This window comes from Pseudomonas sp. GM_Psu_1 (genome assembly GCF_026544185.1).
Classification (GTDB): domain Bacteria; phylum Pseudomonadota; class Gammaproteobacteria; order Pseudomonadales; family Pseudomonadaceae; genus Chryseomonas; species Chryseomonas oryzihabitans.
Map to the genome: position 1 here is coordinate 55,294 of NZ_JALNUX010000002.1, position 20,971 is coordinate 76,264.

Annotated in this window: 19 protein-coding genes and 3 tRNA genes; all 22 read right to left on the minus strand. The window is 66.7% G+C overall.

Annotated elements, in window-relative coordinates; translation table 11 throughout:
• Positions 1-78: 78 nt before the first annotated feature.
• Positions 79-237: a DUF3309 family protein gene (locus tag OXS31_RS02920; protein WP_007159093.1), complete on the minus strand. Its 159-nt coding sequence runs from the start codon at positions 235-237 to the stop codon at positions 79-81.
• A 203-nt stretch (positions 238-440) separates the two neighbouring features.
• A complete protein-coding gene (locus OXS31_RS02925) occupies positions 441-2,096 on the minus strand; it encodes a cation acetate symporter (protein WP_037007224.1) in 1,656 nt (551 codons plus the stop codon).
• Positions 2,093-2,404 carry a DUF485 domain-containing protein gene (locus OXS31_RS02930; protein WP_027602746.1) on the minus strand — a complete coding sequence of 104 codons (312 nt, stop codon included), beginning with the start codon at positions 2,402-2,404 and terminating at the stop codon, positions 2,093-2,095. The genes OXS31_RS02925 and OXS31_RS02930 overlap by 4 nt, the downstream gene beginning before the upstream one ends.
• 96 nt (positions 2,405-2,500) lie before the next feature.
• Positions 2,501-3,403, minus strand: coding sequence for an HlyD family secretion protein (locus OXS31_RS02935; RefSeq protein WP_027596856.1), 903 nt, complete (start codon positions 3,401-3,403; stop codon positions 2,501-2,503).
• A 28-nt stretch (positions 3,404-3,431) separates the two neighbouring features.
• A complete protein-coding gene (locus tag OXS31_RS02940; protein ID WP_267397905.1) occupies positions 3,432-3,635 on the minus strand; it encodes a DUF1656 domain-containing protein in 204 nt (67 codons plus the stop codon).
• Positions 3,622-5,625, minus strand: coding sequence for an FUSC family protein (locus OXS31_RS02945; RefSeq protein ID WP_267397906.1), 2,004 nt, complete (start codon positions 5,623-5,625; stop codon positions 3,622-3,624). Before OXS31_RS02945 ends, OXS31_RS02940 begins: the two co-directional genes overlap by 14 nt.
• A gap of 153 nt (positions 5,626-5,778) precedes the next feature.
• On the minus strand, positions 5,779-6,777 hold the full coding sequence (locus OXS31_RS02950) for a tRNA-dihydrouridine synthase (RefSeq protein WP_027596859.1): 999 nt from the start codon (positions 6,775-6,777) through the stop codon (positions 5,779-5,781).
• Positions 6,778-6,779: 2 nt separating this feature from the next.
• Positions 6,780-7,220, minus strand: a complete 441-nt coding sequence (locus OXS31_RS02955; protein WP_007159100.1) for a thioesterase family protein — start codon at positions 7,218-7,220, stop codon at positions 6,780-6,782.
• A gap of 142 nt (positions 7,221-7,362) precedes the next feature.
• A tRNA-Arg gene (locus tag OXS31_RS02960) sits at positions 7,363-7,439 on the minus strand.
• 60 nt (positions 7,440-7,499) lie between these two features.
• Positions 7,500-7,576: transfer RNA gene (locus OXS31_RS02965), tRNA-Arg, on the minus strand.
• A 106-nt stretch (positions 7,577-7,682) separates the two neighbouring features.
• Positions 7,683-7,773 (minus strand) — tRNA-Ser (locus OXS31_RS02970).
• Between the two features lie 61 nt (positions 7,774-7,834).
• Positions 7,835-8,020 carry a carbon storage regulator CsrA gene (gene csrA, locus OXS31_RS02975; protein WP_007159101.1) on the minus strand — a complete coding sequence of 62 codons (186 nt, stop codon included), beginning with the start codon at positions 8,018-8,020 and terminating at the stop codon, positions 7,835-7,837.
• Positions 8,021-8,175: 155 nt separating this feature from the next.
• Positions 8,176-9,411 (minus strand): aspartate kinase, encoded by a 1,236-nt coding sequence (locus tag OXS31_RS02980; RefSeq protein ID WP_267397907.1) that lies wholly within the window; start codon positions 9,409-9,411, stop codon positions 8,176-8,178.
• Between the two features lie 84 nt (positions 9,412-9,495).
• Complete coding sequence (gene alaS, locus OXS31_RS02985) at positions 9,496-12,120, minus strand: alanine--tRNA ligase (protein ID WP_267397908.1); 2,625 nt, start codon at positions 12,118-12,120, stop codon at positions 9,496-9,498.
• Between the two features lie 185 nt (positions 12,121-12,305).
• The gene (gene ltaE / locus OXS31_RS02990) at positions 12,306-13,304 is read right to left on the minus strand and encodes a low-specificity L-threonine aldolase (protein WP_267397909.1); all 999 of its coding nucleotides are present in this window, start codon (positions 13,302-13,304) and stop codon (positions 12,306-12,308) included.
• An 11-nt stretch (positions 13,305-13,315) separates the two neighbouring features.
• A complete protein-coding gene (gene astE, locus OXS31_RS02995) occupies positions 13,316-14,323 on the minus strand; it encodes a succinylglutamate desuccinylase (RefSeq protein WP_027596863.1) in 1,008 nt (335 codons plus the stop codon).
• A gap of 37 nt (positions 14,324-14,360) precedes the next feature.
• Positions 14,361-14,657 carry a GTPase gene (locus tag OXS31_RS03000; protein ID WP_150338379.1) on the minus strand — a complete coding sequence of 99 codons (297 nt, stop codon included), beginning with the start codon at positions 14,655-14,657 and terminating at the stop codon, positions 14,361-14,363.
• Between the two features lie 14 nt (positions 14,658-14,671).
• Entirely contained in the window at positions 14,672-16,033 is a 1,362-nt protein-coding gene (astB, locus tag OXS31_RS03005) for an N-succinylarginine dihydrolase (protein ID WP_042135697.1), read from the minus strand.
• Positions 16,030-17,493 (minus strand): succinylglutamate-semialdehyde dehydrogenase, encoded by a 1,464-nt coding sequence (gene astD, locus OXS31_RS03010; RefSeq protein WP_267397910.1) that lies wholly within the window; start codon positions 17,491-17,493, stop codon positions 16,030-16,032. The genes astB and astD overlap by 4 nt, the downstream gene beginning before the upstream one ends.
• Before the next feature lie 9 nt (positions 17,494-17,502).
• Positions 17,503-18,510, minus strand: coding sequence for an arginine N-succinyltransferase (gene astA / locus OXS31_RS03015; RefSeq protein WP_027602736.1), 1,008 nt, complete (start codon positions 18,508-18,510; stop codon positions 17,503-17,505).
• A gap of 26 nt (positions 18,511-18,536) precedes the next feature.
• Positions 18,537-19,556 (minus strand): arginine/ornithine succinyltransferase subunit alpha, encoded by a 1,020-nt coding sequence (gene aruF / locus OXS31_RS03020; RefSeq protein WP_027602735.1) that lies wholly within the window; start codon positions 19,554-19,556, stop codon positions 18,537-18,539.
• Between the two features lie 62 nt (positions 19,557-19,618).
• Entirely contained in the window at positions 19,619-20,839 is a 1,221-nt protein-coding gene (locus OXS31_RS03025) for an aspartate aminotransferase family protein (RefSeq protein WP_027602734.1), read from the minus strand.
• Positions 20,840-20,971 lie beyond the last annotated feature (132 nt).

A 20,971-nucleotide genomic window follows, 5' to 3' on the forward strand; every position in this document is an offset into this window, starting at 1 on the left:
GTTACCGCGCTGCACCGCATTGGGCAAGAACTTTGTCCAACGCACCTTTGTGGGGCATTTTCAGGCGGCCGTCAGGGCCTAGATCATGCCCAGCAGCAGCAGTACCAGCAGGACGACCAGAATGGCGCCCACGATGCCGGACGGGCCATAGCCCCAGCTGCGCGAATGCGGAAATACCGGAAGTCCGCCGATGAGCAGGACCAGCAGCACCAGAACCAGGATGGTCGAGAGAGTCATCTGCCATTCTCCATGAAGGCCAAGGGTCGACCGCCGCCGTAACAGGATGATACGAAGCGACGGGCTTATTCCATGGACCTGCGCCAGCGGCGGAAAATCCCGACGTCGTCAGCTAACCCTGCCCGCCCTCGCCGCCTCCCAGGTGCCAGCGCACAAAAAAGCCCGGATCAGAGATCCGGGCTTGGTCTTGTCGCAGCTGGCTGTCAGTGGGCCACAGCGCCACTGGCACCCAGGCCGGTCTGGGATCTCACGAACTGCGGATAGAAGCGTGCCCGCTCCTCTTCGGCAGCCGCCGACTTGTCGGTGATGGAGAAGAACCAGATGCCGATGAAGGCCACGGCGATGGAGAACAGCGCCGGGTATTCATAGGGGTAGATCGGCTTGGCATGACCGAGGATGGTCACCCAGATGGTCGGGCCGAGCACCATCAGGGCCACCGCGGTGATCAGGCCGAGCCAGCCACCGATCATGGCGCCCCGGGTGGTCAGACGCTTCCAGTACATCGAGAGCAGCAGGATGGGGAAGTTGCAGCTGGCCGCGATGGAGAAGGCCAGGCCCACCATGAAGGCGATGTTCTGCTTCTCGAAGAGGATGCCCAAGGCGATGGCGACCACACCCAGCGCCACGGTGGTCATCTTGGAAACGCGGATTTCGTCCTTCTCGTTGGCTTTGCCCTTCTTGATCACGCTGGCGTAGAGGTCGTGGGAGACCGCCGAGGCACCGGCCAGGGTCAGACCGGCGACCACCGCCAGGATGGTGGCGAAGGCCACCGCCGAGATGAAGCCGAGGAAGATGCTGCCGCCCACGGCGTTGGCCAGGTGCACCGCCGCCATGTTGTTGCCGCCCAGCAGGGCGCCGGCGGCGTCCTTGAAGGCCGGATTGGTGCTGACCAGCAGGATGGCGCCAAAGCCGATGATGAAGGTCAGGATGTAGAAGTAGCCGATGAAGCCGGTGGCGTAGAAGACGCTCTTGCGCGCTTCCTTGGCGTCACTGACGGTGAAGAAGCGCATCAGGATGTGCGGCAGGCCGGCGGTGCCGAACATCAGCGCCAGACCCAGGGAGAAGGCCGAGATCGGATCCTTCACCAGGCCACCGGGGCTCATGATGGCTTCACCCTTGGGATGCACGGCGATGGCTTCGGCGAACAGGCGGTTAAAGTCGAAGCCGACGTGCTTCATCACCATGAAGGCCATGAAGCTGGCACCGGACAGCAGCAGCACGGCCTTGATGATCTGTACCCAGGTGGTGGCCAGCATGCCGCCGAAGAGGACGTAGAGCACCATGAGGATACCCACCAGCACCACGGCCAGGGTGTAGTCCAGGCCGAACAGCAGCTGGATCAGCTTGCCGGCACCGACCATCTGGGCGATCAGATAGAGGGCGACCACCACCAGCGAGCCGCAGGCGGACAGGGTCCGGATGTCCTTCTGCTTGAGGCGATAGGAGGCCACGTCGGCGAAGGTGTACTTGCCGAGGTTGCGCAGGCGCTCGGCGATCAGGAACAGGATGATCGGCCAGCCCACCAGGAAGCCGATGGAGTAGATCAGGCCGTCGTAGCCCGAGGTGAACACCAGCGCGGAAATCCCCAGGAAGGAGGCGGCCGACATGTAGTCGCCGGCGATGGCCAGGCCGTTCTGGAACCCGGTGATGCGGCCACCGGCGGCGTAGTAGTCGGCGGCGGAGCGGTTACGCTTGGAAGCCCAGTAGGTGATGCCCAGGGTGGCGCCGACGAAGGCGACGAACATCAGGATGGCGGAGATGTTCAGCGGCTGGCGCTGGACCGCGCCGCTGATGGCATCGGCTGCCCACAGCGAAGGCGAGAGCGCCAGCAGCCCGGCAGCGAGGGAAAGACGTCTCATGGCTGCACCTCCCGGAGAATTTCCGCGTTGAGCCGATCGAACTCGCCATTGGCCCGGCGCACATAGATGCCGGTCAGGACGAAGGCCGAAAGGATCAGACCGACGCCCAGGGGGATGCCCCAGGTCATGGCGGTTTCCGCATGGATACGGGTCGCGAGAACCTTGGGCGCGAAGGCGATCAGGAGGATGAAGGCGGAATAGAGTCCGAGCATGATGGCGGAAAGCGTCCAGGCGAAGCGCCCGCGCTTGGTCACCAGTTCTTGGAAACGCGGACTGGCTTCAATCCGCCGGTAGGTGCTGTCATTCATTATTGTTGTTCCTTACAGCATGACGGGAGCGTCGAGCTCTACTCTAGGCCCGCCCGGTAAGGCTTCCAGACGACTTTAGTCGTACCCCTCCAGACCTCAGTAATCCCAGAGCCGACGCCAGCCCTGCAGCGGGTGGTGACCCTCGCCATCGAGCACCGAAACGCTTGCCGTCATCCCCGCGCTGAGGTGGATATCCGCGGGGACGTCCAGCAGTTCGATGCGTACCGGGATGCGCTGCGCCAGGCGCACCCAGTTGAACGTCGGCTCGACGTTGGCCAGCAGCTGGGTATCGCTGGCCGCGTTGCGATCGGTGATGCCGCTGCTGATGCTCGCCACCCGCCCCTGCAGGGGCGCCGCCTGGTTCATCAGGCGCACCCGTACCGCATCGCCGGGGTGGATGTGGGGAATCTTGGTCTCTTCGAAATAGGCCATGACATAGAAGGAGCGGGTATCCACCAGGGCCATCACCGCCTGGCCGGTCTGCACATAGTTGCCCTCGGCGAATCTGAGGTTGGTGATCCGCCCTTCCCGCGGCGCCAGCACCCGGCTGCGATCCAGGTTGATCTGGGCCAGGTTCACATCGCTCAGGGCTTCCTGGTACTGGCTGCGGGCGACCGCAACGTTGACCTGGGCGGTCTCGCGATCCTCGGCGCTGATGGCGCTGGTGCCCAGCCGTTGGCGCCGGGCGGCCTCGCTCTCACGCAGGCGCAGTTGCTGCTGGCGCGTCTCGGCCACCGCCTTGGCATGGGCGAGATTGGCCTGGTAGCGCTGCTGATCGATCTGCAGGAGCAGATCGCCGGGCTTCACCAGCTGGTTGTCCACCACCGCCAGGCGCGTCACCCAGCCCGATACGTCGGGCGCGACCACCACCACATCGGCGCGCACCCGCGCATCGCGCGTCCAGGGCGTATAGAGATAGAAGTGCCACAGCCAGGTGCCGGCCAGGATGGCGAGCAGTACCACGATCAGGGTTATCGCCACACGCAGGGTCTTGTGCATCGCCTTGTCGATCCTCTTGTTATGGGGCTCAGGTGGCCAGCACGACCACGAGGCTGGCCAGCCACAACACGAACAGCGCGCAACCGAACAGGGCGCTGTGCCAGAGATGGCGGCCCAGGCCACTGCGCTGCAGCAGCCACAGCGACAGCACCGTCAGCAGCAGTGCCAGGACGCCATAGACGAACAGCGGCCCCAGGTAGACCCCACCGATGGCCCATTCATGCAGATTCATCCGCGCCCTCCTCCGCTACCGTCTCTAGACAACAGCTGCGCCAGGTCTGCTGGAGCTGGCCGATGGCGCCGCGCGCCAATCGATGCGGCTCATCGTCCGGCGCCTGGTGCAGCGCCTGCCGCAGACGCTCTGCCGCCGCGTCCAGCGCGCCCGGCCGCAGGTTACCGAAGCCCACCGCCAGCTGTTCGGCGAAGCGGCCGAGAAAGGCGTCCCGCGCCCGGGCCACCTCGCCCTGGGCACCTGCCAGGCAGGCGCGCAGATGCAGCAGCTCGTTACCCAGGTCCAGCGCCAGCAGCCCCTGCTCCCAGCGCCCCCGCTCGCTGGCCGACAGCTGCTCGATATGTCGCGCCAGCAGCAGCAGGCGATCCGCCATGCGCCCGCCGAACCAGGTCTCGGCGTTGGCCAGGGGGACCGTGGTCAGTCGCTGCAGGTCGTAGGTGGTGGCCTCGAGGATGCGGCGGCTGGTGCGCCGCGGCGTGCGTAGACTGATCAGCCGGAACATCAGCACGGCCGAACCGACGCCGATCAATAGACTCTGCAACTGGTTGAGCAAGGCGCCCATCTCCACCTGGCCGTGGTTGCTGGGCGAGACCAGCACCAGCAGATGGATGGCGAAGGCCGTCGCCGTCCCCACCACGCCCGGCGGTCCGGCCATTCCCAGGGCGGCAAAGAACAGCGGCACCCCCAGCACCAGGCACAGCAGCGGATAGCCGCTGATCTGCGGCAGCAGCACCTGGCTGACCAGGATGGCGACTGGCGCGGCATAGAGGATGCCCCGCAGGAAGCCGAGGCCGATGGTGGCGGCGTTGTCGCGATTGGCGAACAGGCTGCAGATGACCCCGGCCATGAGCATGGCACCCGGTGCCGAGGGCCAGGCGCTGGCCAGCCAGAAGACGCCGACGACCAGCAGCGCACAGGCGCTGCGCAGGCCGTAGAGCAGCGCCGTCTGCACATCGCGATGGCGCGCCAGCGCCGAGGGCGCCACGGCGCTGAGCTGGGCCGTGTGGACGCTGTCCAGGGCGCGACCGGCCAGCAGGATCTTGTCCAGCAGGATGGCGAAACGGGCTAGCAGGTAGCGCTGATCGTTGTCCAGCTCCGGGGCGGTGCCCGCAGCCTCTCTCAGACGCTGCAGGAGGGCCTCCAGGGCAGGCGCCTGGGGGTCGGCCAGGGTCGCGAGCAGTTCGTCGCGCCAGGGCTGCAGGGCGGCCCTTCTCGGCTCGTCCAGGCCACGCCACTGCCGCATGGCACCGCGGGCGGTGCGCAGCAGGCTGAGCAGATCCCGCGAGAGCAGGCGCAACGCCCTGGCGCGTTGCCGGCCGCGCTGGCCTTCGAACCAGGCGTGGTCGCGCTGGGCATCCACCGCCACCACCTGGCCAAGCATGGCCAGCAGACCCTGGGTGGCATCCTGGGCCTCGGCCAGCTCCGCCCGCGCCGCAGCCACGCCCTGCTCCCAGGTGCGTCGCGCCTGGGCGGCCAGATTCTGTTCCACCCGCTGCGGCCAGAACAGCGCGCTGACCGCCGAGGCCACGACGATACCCAGGCAGATCTCGGTGCAGCGGGCCACCGCCTGGTCGAACACCGTGAGCGGATGGGCAATGGCGGGCAGGCCGATGATGGCGACGGTATAGCCGGCCAGCACGAAGCCATAGGCGACATGGTTGCGCAGCAGGGTCGAGGCTGCCGTGCAGAGGGCCATCCAGCCGGCCAGGGCCAGGAGGAACAGCCAGGGCGTCTGGGCGAAGAAGCCCATGAGCACCACCGCCATGCAGGTGCCGGCAATGGTGCCGAGCAGGCGGAACAGGCCCTTGGCCAGCACCATGCCGGACAGCGGCTGGGAGACGATCATCACCGTCATGCAGGCCCAGACCGGTTGTTCGAGGCTGAAACGAAAGGCCAGCCAGAGCGCCAGTCCGGCGGCGAACAGGGTCTTGCCGGCAAAGAGGAGTGCCGCAGGCGTGGGTGCGAGAAAGACCGTCCAGGGTAGGCGCACGTCGGCTCTTGGTGTATAGGGGATCCAGCATAGGCCGCGTGGCCCAGGCGAAGTTCCAGCCGATCGCCCGGACGAAAAAAAGGCGACCCGGGGTCGCCTGAAGTGCCTTGCGTGCTCGAGCGACGACGCTCCGTCGTCACCACTCCCCAGAGACTAGACGAGTTGCGGCCGGCGTTCTTGATCGAGATCAAGTTCGGCTGGATTGTGCCCGGCCATGCCGAGCAGGCGGTCGATCAGGGCGCAATCGGATTCGCGCCGCACCTCGGCGAACAGGGCCGCGGCCTCGGGATAGCTGCGGGTCAGCATGCCCAGCCACTGCTTGAGGCGACCGGGGGCGTAGCGCGGCGCCAGCTTGCGTTGCGCCATGACCCAGAAGCGTTGCACCCGCGGCAGGATCTCGGCCCAGCTCTGCGGCGCGGTCTCCTCTCCGCGCACCGCCGCGGCGATCTGCAGCGCCAGGTCCGGCCGCGAGACCAGGCCGCGCCCCAGCATCACCGAGGCCTGGCCGCTGACGCTGCGGCAACGCCAGTAGTCGTCCAGGGTCCAGATCTCGCCGTTGGCCAGCACCGGCACGGATACCCGGTCGGCCACCCGCGCCACCCATTCCCAGTGCGCCGGCGGCTTGTAGCCCTCGACCTTGGTCCGCGCATGGACCACCAGTTGCGCCGCGCCACCCTCGACCAGGGCCTCGGCGCAGGCCAGGGCGGCGTTCGGACTGTCGTAGCCCAGGCGCATCTTGGCGGTGACCGGAATGTGCGCCGGCACGGCCTGGCGCACGCTCTCGACGATCCGGTTGAGCAGCTCCGGCTCCTTGAGCAGCACCGCCCCGCCGCGGGACTTGTTGACGGTCTTGGCCGGGCAGCCGAAGTTGAGATCGATCACCGGGGCGCCCAGGGTGCAGGCGAAGGCCGCGTTGTCGGCCAGGCAGGCCGGATCCGAACCCAGCAGCTGCACCCGCATGGGCGTACCGGACGGCGTGCGCGCGCCCTGCTCCAGCTCAGGTGCCAGCTTGGCGAAAGCCGCCGCCGGCAGCAGGCGATCGCAGACACGGATGAATTCGCTCACGCACCAGTCGAGTCCACCGACCTCGGTCAGCAATTCCCGCAGGATGTCGTCGACGAGGCCCTCCATGGGCGCCAGGGCGATCTCCATGCTCAGACGTCCTCGCCAGGTAGTGCCTGGCCATAACCGGCCAGGAATTCGGGTGGCATGCGCCTGGGCTTGCCGGAAGACAGCTCGATGCAGACGAAGGTCGTCCGGGCGCGCAGCAGGGTCACGCCATCGGCGGGACGCTGCAGCTGGAATTGCCGGGTCATGCGCAGACGACGATCCCAGTCGACCAGCCAGGTACCGAGCACCAGCTCATCGTCCTGGTAACCACTGCTGAGATAGTCGATCTCGTGGCGCACCACGGCCATGGCGCGGTCCAGCCGCTGGAAGGTGGCGAGGTCCAGGCCCAGGGCCGCCGAATGCTGCCAGGCGCACTGTTCGAGCCAGCTGACGTACACGGCGTTGTTGGCATGGCCCAGGCCGTCGATGTGCTCGGCACCGATGCGCAGCGGCAGGAGGTGGGGAGTCGGTCTGTCCCACTGCATGAAGAGACCCTCTCGCGGGCAAGGTCGAAAGACGCACGGCCTGACCGGACGGAATCCTGGCCAGGCCAACGGTCGCGGATACTGGCACGAATCCGCAGACAATAAAAAAGGGCCTGCATCGCTGCAGGCCCTTCTTCATGTTTGGCGCACTCGGGAGGATTCGAACCTCCGACCGCTCGGTTCGTAGCCGAGTACTCTATCCAGCTGAGCTACGAGTGCGTTTCGGTGCGTTTAGCCAGAACACCGCTGGTACTGCTGAAGCCAGAGGCTTCGTCGATTTGGCGCACTCGGGAGGATTCGAACCTCCGACCGCTCGGTTCGTAGCCGAGTACTCTATCCAGCTGAGCTACGAGTGCGTTGAAGCTGCGTATTCTAGCTTCCATTTCTGACGTGTCAAGCAAATTTGCTTGTTTATCAGGTACTTACCAATCGGTCAGTACAGCGGAGCCAGTTTGAAGCAAATGGCGGTGAGGGAGGGATTCGAACCCTCGACACCCTTTTGAGGTGTACTCCCTTAGCAGGGGAGCGCCTTCGGCCACTCGGCCACCTCACCGCAACGGGGCGAAACTATATCGAAGGTTTGCCCGTTTGCAAAGAGAAAAATTCAAAAAAAATCAGTGGTTTGGTTCTTGGTCCTTTTCCTTCTGGATGCGCTGGTAGATTTCCTCGCGATGAACCGCGACTTCCTTGGGCGCATTGACGCCGATGCGGACCTGGTTGCCCTTGACTCCCAGTACCGTCACGGTGACTTCATCACCCACCATCAGGGTCTCACCAACCCGACGAGTCAAAATAAGCATTCCATTCTCCTTAAGCTTTAACTCAGTCTGCACGTATGAACCGAAACGATCCCTGAATGGACCCTCTAGTCGCTATTGACCTCTGTCCATGCAAGTAAAGTTCCGCAGAACCCGCGTCGGATGAGGTCCCTGTGGCAGGAACCTCATCTGGCGGGTCACTCGGCGCCGCGTGCGGGGGCGTCGAGCTCGAAGGCGGTGTGCAGGGCGCGGACGGCGAGTTCGAGGTATTTCTCCTCGATGACCACCGACACCTTGATCTCGGAAGTGGAGATCATCTGGATGTTGATGCTCTCCTTGGCCAGGGCTTCGAACATCTGGCTGGCTACGCCGGCATGGGATCTCATGCCGACGCCGACGATGGAGACCTTGGCGATCTTGGTGTCGCCGACGGACTCCCGAGCGCCGATCTCGACGCCGGTGCGCTTGAGGATCTCCAGGGCGCTCTGGTAGTCGTTACGGTGCACGGTGAAGGTGAAGTCGGTGGTGTTATCGTGCGCGACGTTCTGCACGATCATGTCGACTTCGATGTTGGCCGCGCTGATCGGGCCGAGGATCTTGAAGGCCACGCCGGGGGTATCCGGCACACCGCGAATGGTCAGCTTGGCTTCGTCACGGTTGAAGGCGATGCCGGAGATGATCGGCTGTTCCATGGATTCCTCTTCATCAAGGGTAATGAGGGTGCCCGGACCCTCCTGAAAGCTGTGCAGCACGCGCAGCGGCACGTTGTACTTGCCGGCGAACTCCACCGAACGGATCTGCAGCACCTTGGAGCCGAGGCTGGCCATTTCCAGCATTTCCTCGAAGGTGATCTTGTCCAGGCGCTGGGCCTGGGGCACCACGCGCGGATCGGTGGTGTAGACGCCGTCGACGTCGGTGTAGATCTGGCACTCGTCGGCCTTCAGCGCGGCCGCCAGGGCCACGCCGGTGGTGTCGGAGCCACCGCGACCCAGGGTGGTGATGTTGCCCTGCTCGTCAACGCCCTGGAAGCCGGCCACGACCACCACCTTGCCGGCCTTGAGCTCGGCGCGGATGCGGGCATCGTCGATCTGCTGGATGCGCGCCTTGGTGTGGGCGCTGTCGGTGAGGATGCGCACCTGGTTGCCGGTATAGGACACCGCCTGGACGCCACGCTTGAGCAGCGCCATGGCCAGCAGGCCGATGGTGACCTGCTCGCCGGTGGAGACCATGACATCCAGCTCGCGCGGATCCGGTAGCTCCATGATCTGCTTGGCGAGGCCGATCAGGCGATTGGTCTCGCCACTCATGGCCGATACCACCACCACGATCTGGTCGCCCGCCTCATGGAAGCGTTTCACCTTCTCGGCGACCTGCTCGATACGCTCCACCGTACCCACCGAGGTACCGCCGAATTTCTGTACGATCAATGCCATTGCTTGCTGCCCGTCCGCAGAAAAATCTGATTCAAGTTGTTGAAGGAGGAAGCGGGCCGCCCTCCCCGGCGACCCGCAGCGCTCTTAAAGGCTTTCCTCGGCGTACTGCGCGGCGCAGGCCAGGGCCGCTTCGAGCTGGCTGGCATCGGTGCCGCCGCCCTGGGCCATGTCCGGACGACCGCCGCCCTTGCCACCGACCACGGCCGCGGCGCGCTTCATCAGCTCGCCGGCCTTGAGCCTGGCGGTCAGGTCGGCGGTGACGCCGGCCACCAGCACCACCTTGCCGTCGGCTTCGCCACCGAGCAGGATCATGCCGCTGCCGAGCTTGTTCTTGAGCTGGTCGACCAGCGCCAGCAATGCCTTGCCGTCGAGACCGTCGAGGCGCGCGGTGAGCACCTTGGCGCCCTTGACGTCCTGCGCCTGGTCGGCCAGGTCACCGGCCGAGGCACTGGCGGCCTTGGCCTTGAGCTGCTCGATTTCCTTTTCCAGCTGGCGATTGCGCTCGACCAGCGCGGCCAGCTTGTCCAGCACGTTGTCGCGACTGCCCTTGAGCAGGCCGGCGGCTTCGCGCAGCTGCTCTTCGGCGCTGTTGAGGTAGGCCAGGGCCGCGGTGCCGGTGATGGCTTCCACACGGCGCACGCCGGAGGCCACGCCGCCTTCGCTGACCAGCTTGAGCAGGCCGATGTCGCCGGTCTGGGCGACGTGGGTGCCGCCGCACAGCTCGACGGAGAATTCACCGCCCATGCCGACCACGCGCACCACGTCGCCGTACTTCTCGCCGAACAGCGCCATGGCGCCGCGGGCCTTGGCCTCGTCGATGGCCATGACCTCGGTGGTCACCGCGCTGTTCTTGCGGATCTCTTCGTTGACGATCGTCTCGATGCGCTTGAGCTCCTCGGGCTTGATGGCCTCGAAGTGGCTGAAGTCGAATCTCAGGCGCTGGTCGTTGACCAGGGAGCCCTTCTGGTGGACATGGTCGCCCAGCACCTGGCGCAGTGCGGCGTGCAGCAGGTGGGTACCGGAGTGGTTCAGGGCGATGCCCTGGCGGCGCCCGGCATCGACCTGGGCCATCAGCGCGGTGCCGACGTTGAGGCTGCCCTTGGTCACCACGCCATGGTGCAGGAAGGCCCCCTGGGTCTTGGTAGTGTCGCGCACGGCGAAGCCAACGCCGGCGCTTTCCAGGGTACCGGTGTCGCCGACCTGGCCACCGGATTCACCATAGAACGGCGTCTGGTCGAGGATGACCACGCCCTCCTCGCCTTCGGCGAGGCTGTCCACCGGCTGGCCGGCGCGGTACAGGGCGACGATGGTGCCCGAGGCGCTGGTGGTGTCGTAGCCGAGGAAGCGGGTCTCGCCCTCGACCTTGACCAGGCTGTTGTAGTCCACGCCGAAGGCGCTGGCGGAGCGGGCGCGCTCGCGCTGGGCCTCCATCTCGCGCTCGAAACCAGCCTCGTCGAGGTTGAGGTTGCGCTCGCGGGCGATGTCGTTGGTCAGGTCGACCGGGAAGCCGTAGGTGTCATAGAGCTTGAACACCACGTCACCGGGAATGGTGTCGCCCTGCAGCTGCGCCAGATCCTGTTCGAGGATCTTCAGGCCCTGCTCCAGGGTCTTGGCGAACTGCTCTTCCTCGGTGCGCAGCACGCGCTCGATGTGCGCCTGCTGCTGGACCAGCTCGGGATAGGCCTGGCCCATCTCGGCCACCAGGGCGGCGACGATCTTGTGGAAGAAGGTGCCCTTGGCGCCCAGCTTGTTGCCGTGGCGGCAGGCGCGACGAATGATGCGACGCAGCACGTAGCCACGGCCTTCGTTGGACGGCAGCACGCCATCGGCGATCAGGAAGCTGCAGGAACGGATGTGGTCGGCCACCACCTTGAGCGAGGGGGCGTCGTCGTTGGCGCAACCGATGGCCTCGGCCGAGGCCGCCAGTAGTTGCTGGAACAGATCGATCTCGTAGTTCGAGTGCACGTGCTGCAGCACGGCGCTCACCCGCTCCAGGCCCATGCCGGTGTCGACGCTGGGCGCCGGCAGCGGATGCAGGACGCCATCGGCGGTGCGGTTGAACTGCATGAAGACGTTGTTCCAGATCTCGATGTAGCGATCGCCGTCTTCTTCCGGCGAGCCGGGCGGGCCGCCCCAGATCTCGGGACCGTGGTCGAAGAAGATCTCGGTGCAGGGACCGCAGGGACCGGTGTCGCCCATGGTCCAGAAGTTGTCCGAGGCATAGGGCGCGCCCTTGTTGTCGCCGATGCGCACCATCTGCGCCTCGGGCACCCCGACTTCCTTGGTCCAGATGTCGTAGGCCTCGTCATCGGTGGCGTAGACGGTGACCCAGAGCTTTTCCCGGGGCAGACCCAGCCACTGAGGCGAGGTGAGGAATTCCCAGGCGAAGGTGATGGCGTCGCGCTTGAAGTAGTCGCCGAAGCTGAAGTTGCCCAGCATCTCGAAGAAGGTGTGGTGACGCGCCGTGTAGCCGACGTTCTCCAGGTCGTTGTGCTTGCCGCCCGCGCGCACGCACTTCTGGCTGGTGGCGGCGCGGGTGTAGCTGCGCTTTTCCATGCCGAGGAAGCAGTCCTTGAACTGGTTCATCCCGGCGTTGGTGAACAGCAGGGTCGGATCGTTCGCGGGGATCAGCGAACTGGAGGCGACCCGGGTGTGCCCCTTCTCTTCGAAGAAGCGGAGGAAGGCTTCACGGATTTCGGCGCTTTTCATATTCATTCCAGACAATGGGCTTTTCGACGCGCGTGACGGGCATCCGACTGGATCGCAGACGAGACGAACGGAGCGGGCGCCGCAGACGCGGCACGTGCGGAAAACGGACACGCATGTCTGGGAGTATATCGACGCCTGCGCCCCGGTGTCGCCCCGGTTGCGCAGGAAAAACGTCGTCGGAAGACTTAGCGGCGGCGGTAGGTGGCGAAAGCGGCGATGACCGCCTCGATATCGGCGGCGCTGACGTCCAGATGGGTGACCAGTCGCAGGCGCGGCGCAGGACTGATGCGGATGCCGCGTTCGGCCAGGAAGGCCTGCAGGGCGGGCGCCCCGTCGCCCAGGGCGAGGTAGACCATGTTGGTCTGCACCGGCTCCACCTGATAGCCGAGTTCGGCCAGGGCGGTGCCGAGCTGCGCCGCGTGGGCATGGTCCTCGGCCAGGCGCTCGACCTGGTGGTCGAGGGCATGCAGACCGGCCGCTGCCAGCATGCCGGCCTGGCGCATGCCGCCGCCGACCACCTTGCGCCAGCGGCGCGCCTTGGCGATCAGGGCGGCATCGCCGCAGAGCACCGACCCCACCGGCGCGCCGAGGCCCTTGGACAGGCAGACCGATACCGAATCGAAATGCTGGCTGATCTCGCGCGCCGGTACCCCGAGCTTGACCGCGGCGTTGTACAGCCGCGCGCCGTCCAGATGCAGGGCCAGGCCGTGCTCCCGTGTGAAGGCGCGTGCCGCGGCCAGATAGGTCAGCGGCAGCACCTTGCCGTGCATGGTGTTTTCCAGGGCCAGCAGCCGGGTGCGAGCGAAGTGGAAGTCATCGGCCTTGATGTAGCTGCGCACCAGATCGAAGTCGAGGCTGCCATCGGCGGCCATCTCTATGGGTTGCGGCTGGATGGAGCCCAGCACCGCGGCGCCGCCCCCTTCGTACTTGTAGGTGTGGGCCTGCTGGCCGACCAGGTATTCGTCGCCCCGCTCGCAGTGCGCCAGCAGTCCGAGCAGATTGCTCATGGTGCCGCTGGGCACGAAGAGTCCGGCTTCCAGGCCCAGATCGCCCGCCAGACGCTGTTCCAGGCGGGTGACGGTGGGGTCTTCGCCATAGACGTCATCGCCCAGCTCGGCGGCCAGCATGGCCTGACGCATGGCCGAGGTGGGCTGGGTGACGGTATCGCTGCGCAGATCGATCATGAGGTCGCTCCTTAAGCCGGGACCACGATGAGTCCGGCCCGCAGGCCGACGGCGACCTTGGGATTGGGAAAGATGATGCGCGCCTCGGCTTCGTCGACGATCCAGCGCTCGCTGCCGTCTTCGGCCAGCAGCGAACCCTGGCGCAGCGGCGAGAAGTTGGCCACGTCGTCGGCCAGGTGCAACTGGAAGCGCGGACTGGACTTGTATACCTGGCGCGCCACGCGGAATCTCAGCAAGGAGGAATCCGGCGGCGGCAGCTCGGCTTCGCGGCCTTCGATCAGCGCCTGGAGCAGCAGCCGCAGGCGACTCAGATCGAGTTCGCTGTTCTCGCCAAAGGGCCGCGCCTGGCCCAGCTCCAGGGTCAGGGCTTCGGCCTGGCACTCGGCATAGGTATAGGCGCTGAAGGTGATGCCCGGCTTGTCGTAGAGCAGCACGGCTTCGATGCCGGCGGCTTCGAGACGCTGCAACTCGGCTTCGGAATGCTCGCGCCCGGCGCTCCAGGGATAGAGGGCAAAACGCGGCAGCGCCGAGGCACGCAGCGCGGTGTGCAGGTCGTAGTGCAGGCGCGCTCGATCCGGCTTGCTGAAGAATTGCGCGGACAGGCGTTCCAGGTCGTTGGCGCGTTGCGCCTCGGAGCCTTCGGCCTGGGCATGGCGGCCGTTGAACAGGCGATTCAGGTCCTGCTCGACATAGCGGGTGCCGCGGCGCATGGCGTCGGGATTGCCGAACATGAACAACAGACGGCAGGCGGGACGCAGGGCGCCGCTGGCGATACCGCCGAGCAACTCGTCGAGCAACTCCATGGGCGCCGTTTCGTTGCCATGGATGCCCGCCGAGAGCAGCAGGTCCATGCGGTTGTCGCGCGCCACCGGCGGGGTGACTTCCAGCACGCCTTCGGTCAGCCAGTGGAGACGGGTGCCGTCGGCAGTCAGTTGAATCTTCTCGGTCGGCTCGCGGCCGGCCAGGGTCAGGTCCAGCAGGCGGCCAAGCGCCAACCGATAACGTTCAGATGCAGCCATGCTCTACTCCGCTGAGCGACGTGTCGAGGCTAGATACTCAATGATCGTGGCCGCAACCGCAATCGGCGTCATGCACATGATTCTCATCACCTTCGTCGGCGAAGGTCTCCAGGGCGATGGACAGGCCCAGGGCATTGAGGGCCTGAGGGCGCAGCACCAGGACCGGGGTCTGCTCTTCGTCATCCTGGGAGTCGGCGAAGATATTGAGGCCACCGGCGCCATCGGCTTCCAGCCAGAGGTCGCGACCGGCCAGGCGGATGGCCAGGCGCTGGACCTGCAGCGTCTGCTGCTCGTCGGCGGTGGGTTCGAGGATGAGATCGAGACGGTTGCTCATGGGGGCTCCGGACGTCAGGGCAATTGAAAGGGATAGACCGAGCCGAGGCCCAGCAACTGGGTCAGCTCGTCGAGGGCGGTGCGGACCTCACCCAGCAACTGGGGATCGGCGAGATCCGTCGGTGCCAGGCGGTCGCGGTAGTGCCGATCCACCCAGTCGAGCAACTGGGCATGCAGCGCCGGGGTGAAGCGCACCCCCGGATTCACCGCGGCCAGCTCCTCAGGGGCGAGCGCCACCCGCAGCCGCAGGCAGGCGGGGCCGCCGCCGTTCTGCATGCTCTGCTTGAGATCGAAGACCTTGACCTCGCCCAGCGGGCCCGCGCCGCTGACCTGGGCCTGCAGATAGTCCCAGACCGCCGGATTCTGCCGGCACTCGTCGGGCACCACCAGTAGAGCGCCCTGCCCCGGCCGATCCAGTAGCTGGCTGTTGAACAGATAGGAGCGCACGGCGTCGCCGACACTGATCTCGCTGCGACGTACGCAGAGGCGCTGCAACGTGGCGCCGCGTCGGGCGAGCTTGGTTTGCAATTCGTCCAGCACCCGGTCGCTGTCGAGGAAGGCATCTTCATGGTGGAACAGCACCTGGGCGTTGCCCACCGAGATGACGTCGTTGTGGAAGACGCCCTGGTCCACCACCGCCGGATTCTGCTGGGCGAAGACCACGCCCTCCTCGCTCAGGCCATGCAGCCGGGCGATGGCCTGGGAGGCTTCCAGGGTCTGCCGCGCCGGATAGCGATGAGGCTCGGGATAGCGCGGATCGAAGGCGCTGCGACCGAAGACGAAGAATTCCACGCCCGGAGCGCCATGGTCGCGACTGAAGCGGGTGTGGTTGGCCGCGCCCTCGTCGCCGAACTGGGCCACCGAGGGCAGCGGCGCATGGTGCTGGAAATGCGCGGAATCGCGAAACATCGCCTGGAGGATGCGCGCCGTGGTGCTGGGTTCGAGGCTGCGGTGGAACTTGCAGGCCAGGTTGGCCGGGGTGAAGTGCACGCGGCCATCGCGGGTGTCGGCGCTGGGGCTGACGGTGGCGGCGTTGGCCGTCCACATGGCCGAGGCGGAACTGGCGGACAGGAGCAGCGGCAAGGCTTCGCGTGCGGCGCTTTCCAGCACCTGGGCATCGCTGCCGGCGAACCCTAGGCGCCGCAGCGAGGCGATGTCGGGTCTTTCGTGGGGGGCCAGCACGCCCTGCTCGAAGCCCAGTTCCATCAGCGCCTGCATCTTGGCCAGGCCCTGGCGCGCGGCCTCGCGCGGATTCGAGCACTGCTGCTTGCTGGCCTGGGAGGCCACGTTGCCATAGGACAGGCCGGCATAGTTGTGGGTCGGACCGACCAGGCCGTCGAAATTGACCTCTCGAGCAGCAGGGGCGAGTTGACTCATAGCGGTAATCCTGGAGGCAATTGGCTAGGCAGGGTCAGGGCGTCGCTTTCCAGCGAGGCGACCGGGAAGGCGCAGTAGTCCGCGGCGTAGTAGGCGCTGGGGCGGTGGTTGCCCGAGGCACCGACGCCACCGAAGGGCGCCGCGCTGGCCGCCCCGGTCAGGGGCCGATTCCAGTTGACGATGCCGGCGCGCACGCCCTGCCAGAAGCGTTCGTAGAGGACCGGATCGTCGGCCAGCAGCCCGGCTGCCAGCCCGAAGCGGGTGGCGTTGGCGAGGGCCAGGGCCTGGTCGAAGTCGTCATAGCGCTGGACCTGCAACAGCGGCCCGAAGACCTCTTCGTCGGGCAGGTCGGCGATGTCCGACACCTCGATGATCCCCGGCGTGAGCAGCGCCCGCCGGGCGTCCGGCTGGCGCAGCTCCAGCAGTGCCCGTCCCCCCTGCGCCAGACGCTGGGCCTGGGTCCGCAGCAGGGCCTGGGCAGCGGCGAGGGAGATGACGGTGCCCATGAAGGGCGGCGGATCGGCGTCGAAGCGACCGATGCCGAGACCAGCGCTGACGGCCACCAGGCGCGCCAGCAGGGCATCGCCCCAGGCACCTTGGGGCACGAGCAGGCGGCGGGCGCAGGTGCAGCGCTGCCCCGCGGAGAGAAAGGCCGACTGGACGATGGTCACCACGGCGGCGTCCAGATCGGCCACCGGCGCCACCACCAGCGGATTGTTGCCGCCCATCTCCAGGGCCAGCAGTCGCTGCGGACGCTCCGCATTGAGCCGATGCAGTGCCGCTCCGGTGGCGCTGGAGCCGGTGAAGAGGATGCCGTCCAGGCCCGGATGCGCGGCCAGGGCCTCACCGGTGGTCCGACCGCCCTGCACCAGATTGAGTACCCCGGCCGGCAGTCCGGCGGCGATCCAGCACTCCAGGGTCAGAGCGGCGAAACGCGGCGTCAGCTCGCTGGGCTTGAACACCACCGTGTTGCCGGCCAGTAGCGCAGGCACGATATGGCCGTTGGGCAAATGGCCGGGAAAGTTGTAGGGACCGAAGACCGCCAGGACACCATGCGGCCGATGACGGGTGACGCTACGGGCATCCGCCACGCTGGCCGAGCGCTCGCCACTACGGGCCGCCTCGGCCTGGGCGGAGATGGCCACCTTGGCGATCATGCTGCCGAGTTCGGTATCGGCTTCCCACAGCGGCTTGCCGGTTTCCTCGGCGAGGGCCCGGGTCAGCGCGGAGCGGCGTTGCTGCAGCGCCTGGGCGAAGGCCTGCAGGATCTCCAGGCGCGCGGCCTGGCCGCGTCTTTCCCAGGCGGGAAAGGCCTGGCGCGCTGCGGCGATCGCCTGGTCGACGTCCGCTGCATCCGCGGCGGCGCCCTGCCAGAGCTCGGTACCGGCGTAGGGGTCGAGCGAGGTGAAGGTCTCGCCGCGCCCGGGGCGCCATTGACCAGCGATATAGAGGCTATCCATGAGCTCTCCTCAGGGCATCAGGCGCACGGCGCGCACCTGGGCGCCGGCCATCAGCCGCAATTCGCGGGCGGTGGCCAGATCGACCACCAGGGTGCCCGAAGCCAGGCGCGCGCGGGCGCTGGTGATGCGGCAGTCCTGGCACTTGCGGTTGTGGATCAGATAGACCTCGGCGTCATCGCCCGGCGTGCCCACTGCCAGCACCAGGCGCTGGCTGTCGCGGATCGCGCGTACCTTGGCGGTCTCGGCTTCCAGGGTCGGACCGGCATCGAAGATGTCGACGTAGCCCTGGTAATTGAAGCCCTCGGCCTCCAGCAGGCGGCGAGCGGCTTCGGTGTCCGGGTGTACCTTGCCGATCACCTGGCGCGCTTCCGCCGACAGGAAGCAGGTATAGAGCGGGAAGCGCGGCATCAGCTCGGCGATGAAGCCGCGATTGCCGATGCCGGTGAGATAGTCCGCCTGGGAGAATTCCATCTTGAAAAAGTGGCGGCCCAGGCCCTCCCAGAACGGCGACTGCCCCTGGTCGTCGGACATGCCGCGCAACTCGGCGATGATGCGCTCGGCGAACAGCTCGCGGAATTCGGCGATGAACAGGAAGCGCGACTTGGACAGCAGGCGCCCGGCCGCGCCGCCGCGGCGATCCGCGCGCAGGAACAGCGAGCAGAGCTCGGAGCTGCCGGTCATGTCGTTGGCCAGGAACAGCGTGGGGATCTGCCGGTGGATGTCCAGTTCGCGCGAGGCGCTCACCGTCAGCCCGACCCGGTAGTTGTACCAGGGCTCGCGCAGGCCCAGGGCGGCGGCGATCCCGGCGATGCCGATGACCTCGCCGTCTTCTTCCAGGGCGAAGAGATAGTCCGCATCGGCGGATTCGGCCTGGCGCAGAAAGCTGCGCTCGGCATTTTCCACCCGCTGCGCCAGGCGTTCTTCGCTGGCCGGCAGGGTGGTGAGACCGGCGCCGGCCGCCTGCGCCAGCTGCAGCAGCGCGGGCACATCGGCACGGGTGACGGGACGGACGATCATCGGACCTCCAAAGACGCTAGGGTCGGCTACAGCGCTACCAGACGAACCCGGTCGCCTTCGGCGATCTCCAGGGTGGCGATCTGCTCGGGGGAAAGGACGACGGGATCGCCAGGCGCCCAGCGCAGGGGCGTGGCCAGTGCCCGGAAGTTTTCCAGGCCGTCGTTGGCGATCAGGAACCAGGGCGCCTCCTCGCCGGCCGGGGCCCCTTCGCTCACCGGCGCCAGGCGGCTCTCGGCGATGGAGCGGATGGCCGTGGTGCGGGCGTGCAGGGTCGGACCGCCATCGAAGATGTCGATGTAGTTGTCGGTCTCGAAGCCCTCGCGGCTGAGGATGTCGAAGGTGATCTGGGCGCGGGGATGCACCTGACCCATGGCCTCCTGGGCGCTGTCGGGCAGCAGGGGCACATAGAGCGGATAGGTGGGCATCAGTTCGGCGAGAAAGGTGCGGCTCTTCTGCCCGGACAGGCGCTCGGCGGCGGCGTAGTCCATATCGAAGAAGTTGCGCCCTACCCCGTTCCAGAACGGCGATTCGCCGTCATCGTCCGCCAGCCCGACGATTTCCACCACCACCGTTTCGGCGAAGCGCGCCGGGTGGGCGGCCATGAACAGCAGGCGGGCACGGGAGTTGAGTTCGGCGTGGGGGGTGTCGAGCAGCGGGCGCTGGACATAGAAGCTGCTGAGCACGCTGTTGCCGGTCAGGTCGTGACAGAGCGACAGCACATGCACCTTGTTGTGGATCTTCAGCTCGCGCGAGGCGTGGATGAAGGTCTCGTTGCGAAAGCTGTAGAAGGGCTCGGAGAAACCGGCCGAGGCGACGATGGCCGAACAGCCCAGCAGCTCGCCGCTGGTGGTGTCTTCGAGCACGAAGAAATAGCTCTCCTCGCCATGAAAGCCCACCTCGGCCGCCAGCGACGACTCCGAGGTGCGGATCTTGTCGCGCAACCGCTCGGGGTTGTCGGGCAGCGAGGTGACGCCAACCGGGCTATCCGCGGCGAGCCGCTGGACCAGGGGCAGATCCGCCGCGCGCGCAGGGCGCATTACCAGCATGAGAACTCCTTGTGTACGGATCCATCCCTGGATGCCAGCGGTACGCGTCCCGCGTCCGGAGATTAGCCTTGGGTGAGACGCGCCAGGGCGCGATCCAGGCGGGCCAGGCCTTCGTCGATATCGGTCTCGGAGATGATCAGGCTCGGCGCCATGCGCAGCACGTCGGGACCGGCCTGCAGGATCATCAGACCCTCTTCGTTGGCGGCGGTGACGATGTCCTTGGCGCGCCCCTTCCAGCTGTCGTTGAGCACGGCGCCGATCAGCAGGCCCAGCCCGCGGATCTGCTGGAACAGGCCATAGCGGGCATTGAGCTGCTCCAGACCGGCGACGAAGCGCTGATGACGGGCAGCGACACCGGCCAGGGTTTCCGGGGTGGCGACGATGTCCAGCAGCGCGGCGCCCACGGCGCAGCCCAGCGGGTTGCCGCCATAGGTGCTGCCGTGCACGCCGGCGCTGAAGTGCTGGGCGACCTTCTCGGTGGTCAGCATGGCCGCCAGCGGAAAGCCGCCGCCGATGCTCTTGGCGGTGGTGAGGATGTCCGGTACCACGCCATAGTGCTGGTAGGCGTAGAGATGACCGCTGCGACCGACCCCGCTCTGCACCTCGTCGAAGATCAGCAGGGCGCCATGGGCGTCGCACAGGCGACGCGCGCCCTCCAGGTAGGCCTGGTCGGCCGGCAGCACGCCGCCCTCGCCCTGGATGGGTTCGAGGATGACCGCGCAGGTCTTGTCCGAGACCACGGCTTCGAGAGCGGCCAGGTCGTTGTAGGGCACGTGGCGGATGCCTTCGATCTTGGGACCGAAGCCATCGGAATACTTGGGCTGACCGCCGACGCTGACGGTGAACAGGGTCCGGCCGTGGAAGCTGTTGGTGGCGGCGACGATCTCGTAACGGCTGCCGCCGCTGACGTCATGGCCATAGCGACGGGCCAGCTTGCAGGCCGCCTCGTTGGCTTCGGCGCCGGAGTTGGCGAAGAACACCCGGTCGGCGAAGGTGTGGTCCACCAGCTTGCGCGCCAGGCGCAGGGCAGGCTCGTTGGTGTAGATGTTGGAGACGTGCCAGAGCTTGCCGGCCTGCTCGGTCAGGGCGTTGATCAGCGCGGGATGGCCATGGCCCAGGGCGCTGACGGCGATGCCGCCGGCGAAATCGACGTATTCGCGATCGGCCTGGTCCCAGACACGGGAGCCCTCTCCTCGCACCGGAATGAACGCGGCGGGGGCGTAGGTCGGGACCATCACCTCATCGAAGGCGGCGCGTTGCACGTTGGGTTGAGAAGCGGACATCGGGGTTCTCCTGCCGATCACGGCGGTGACTGAGGGGGATTGTAGGACGGCCTCCAGGCGCGGCATTGCGCCCAGGCGACAACTATTTACGGGCGAAAACGCAAACGGGCATCCGATTCGCAGTCTAGCGAT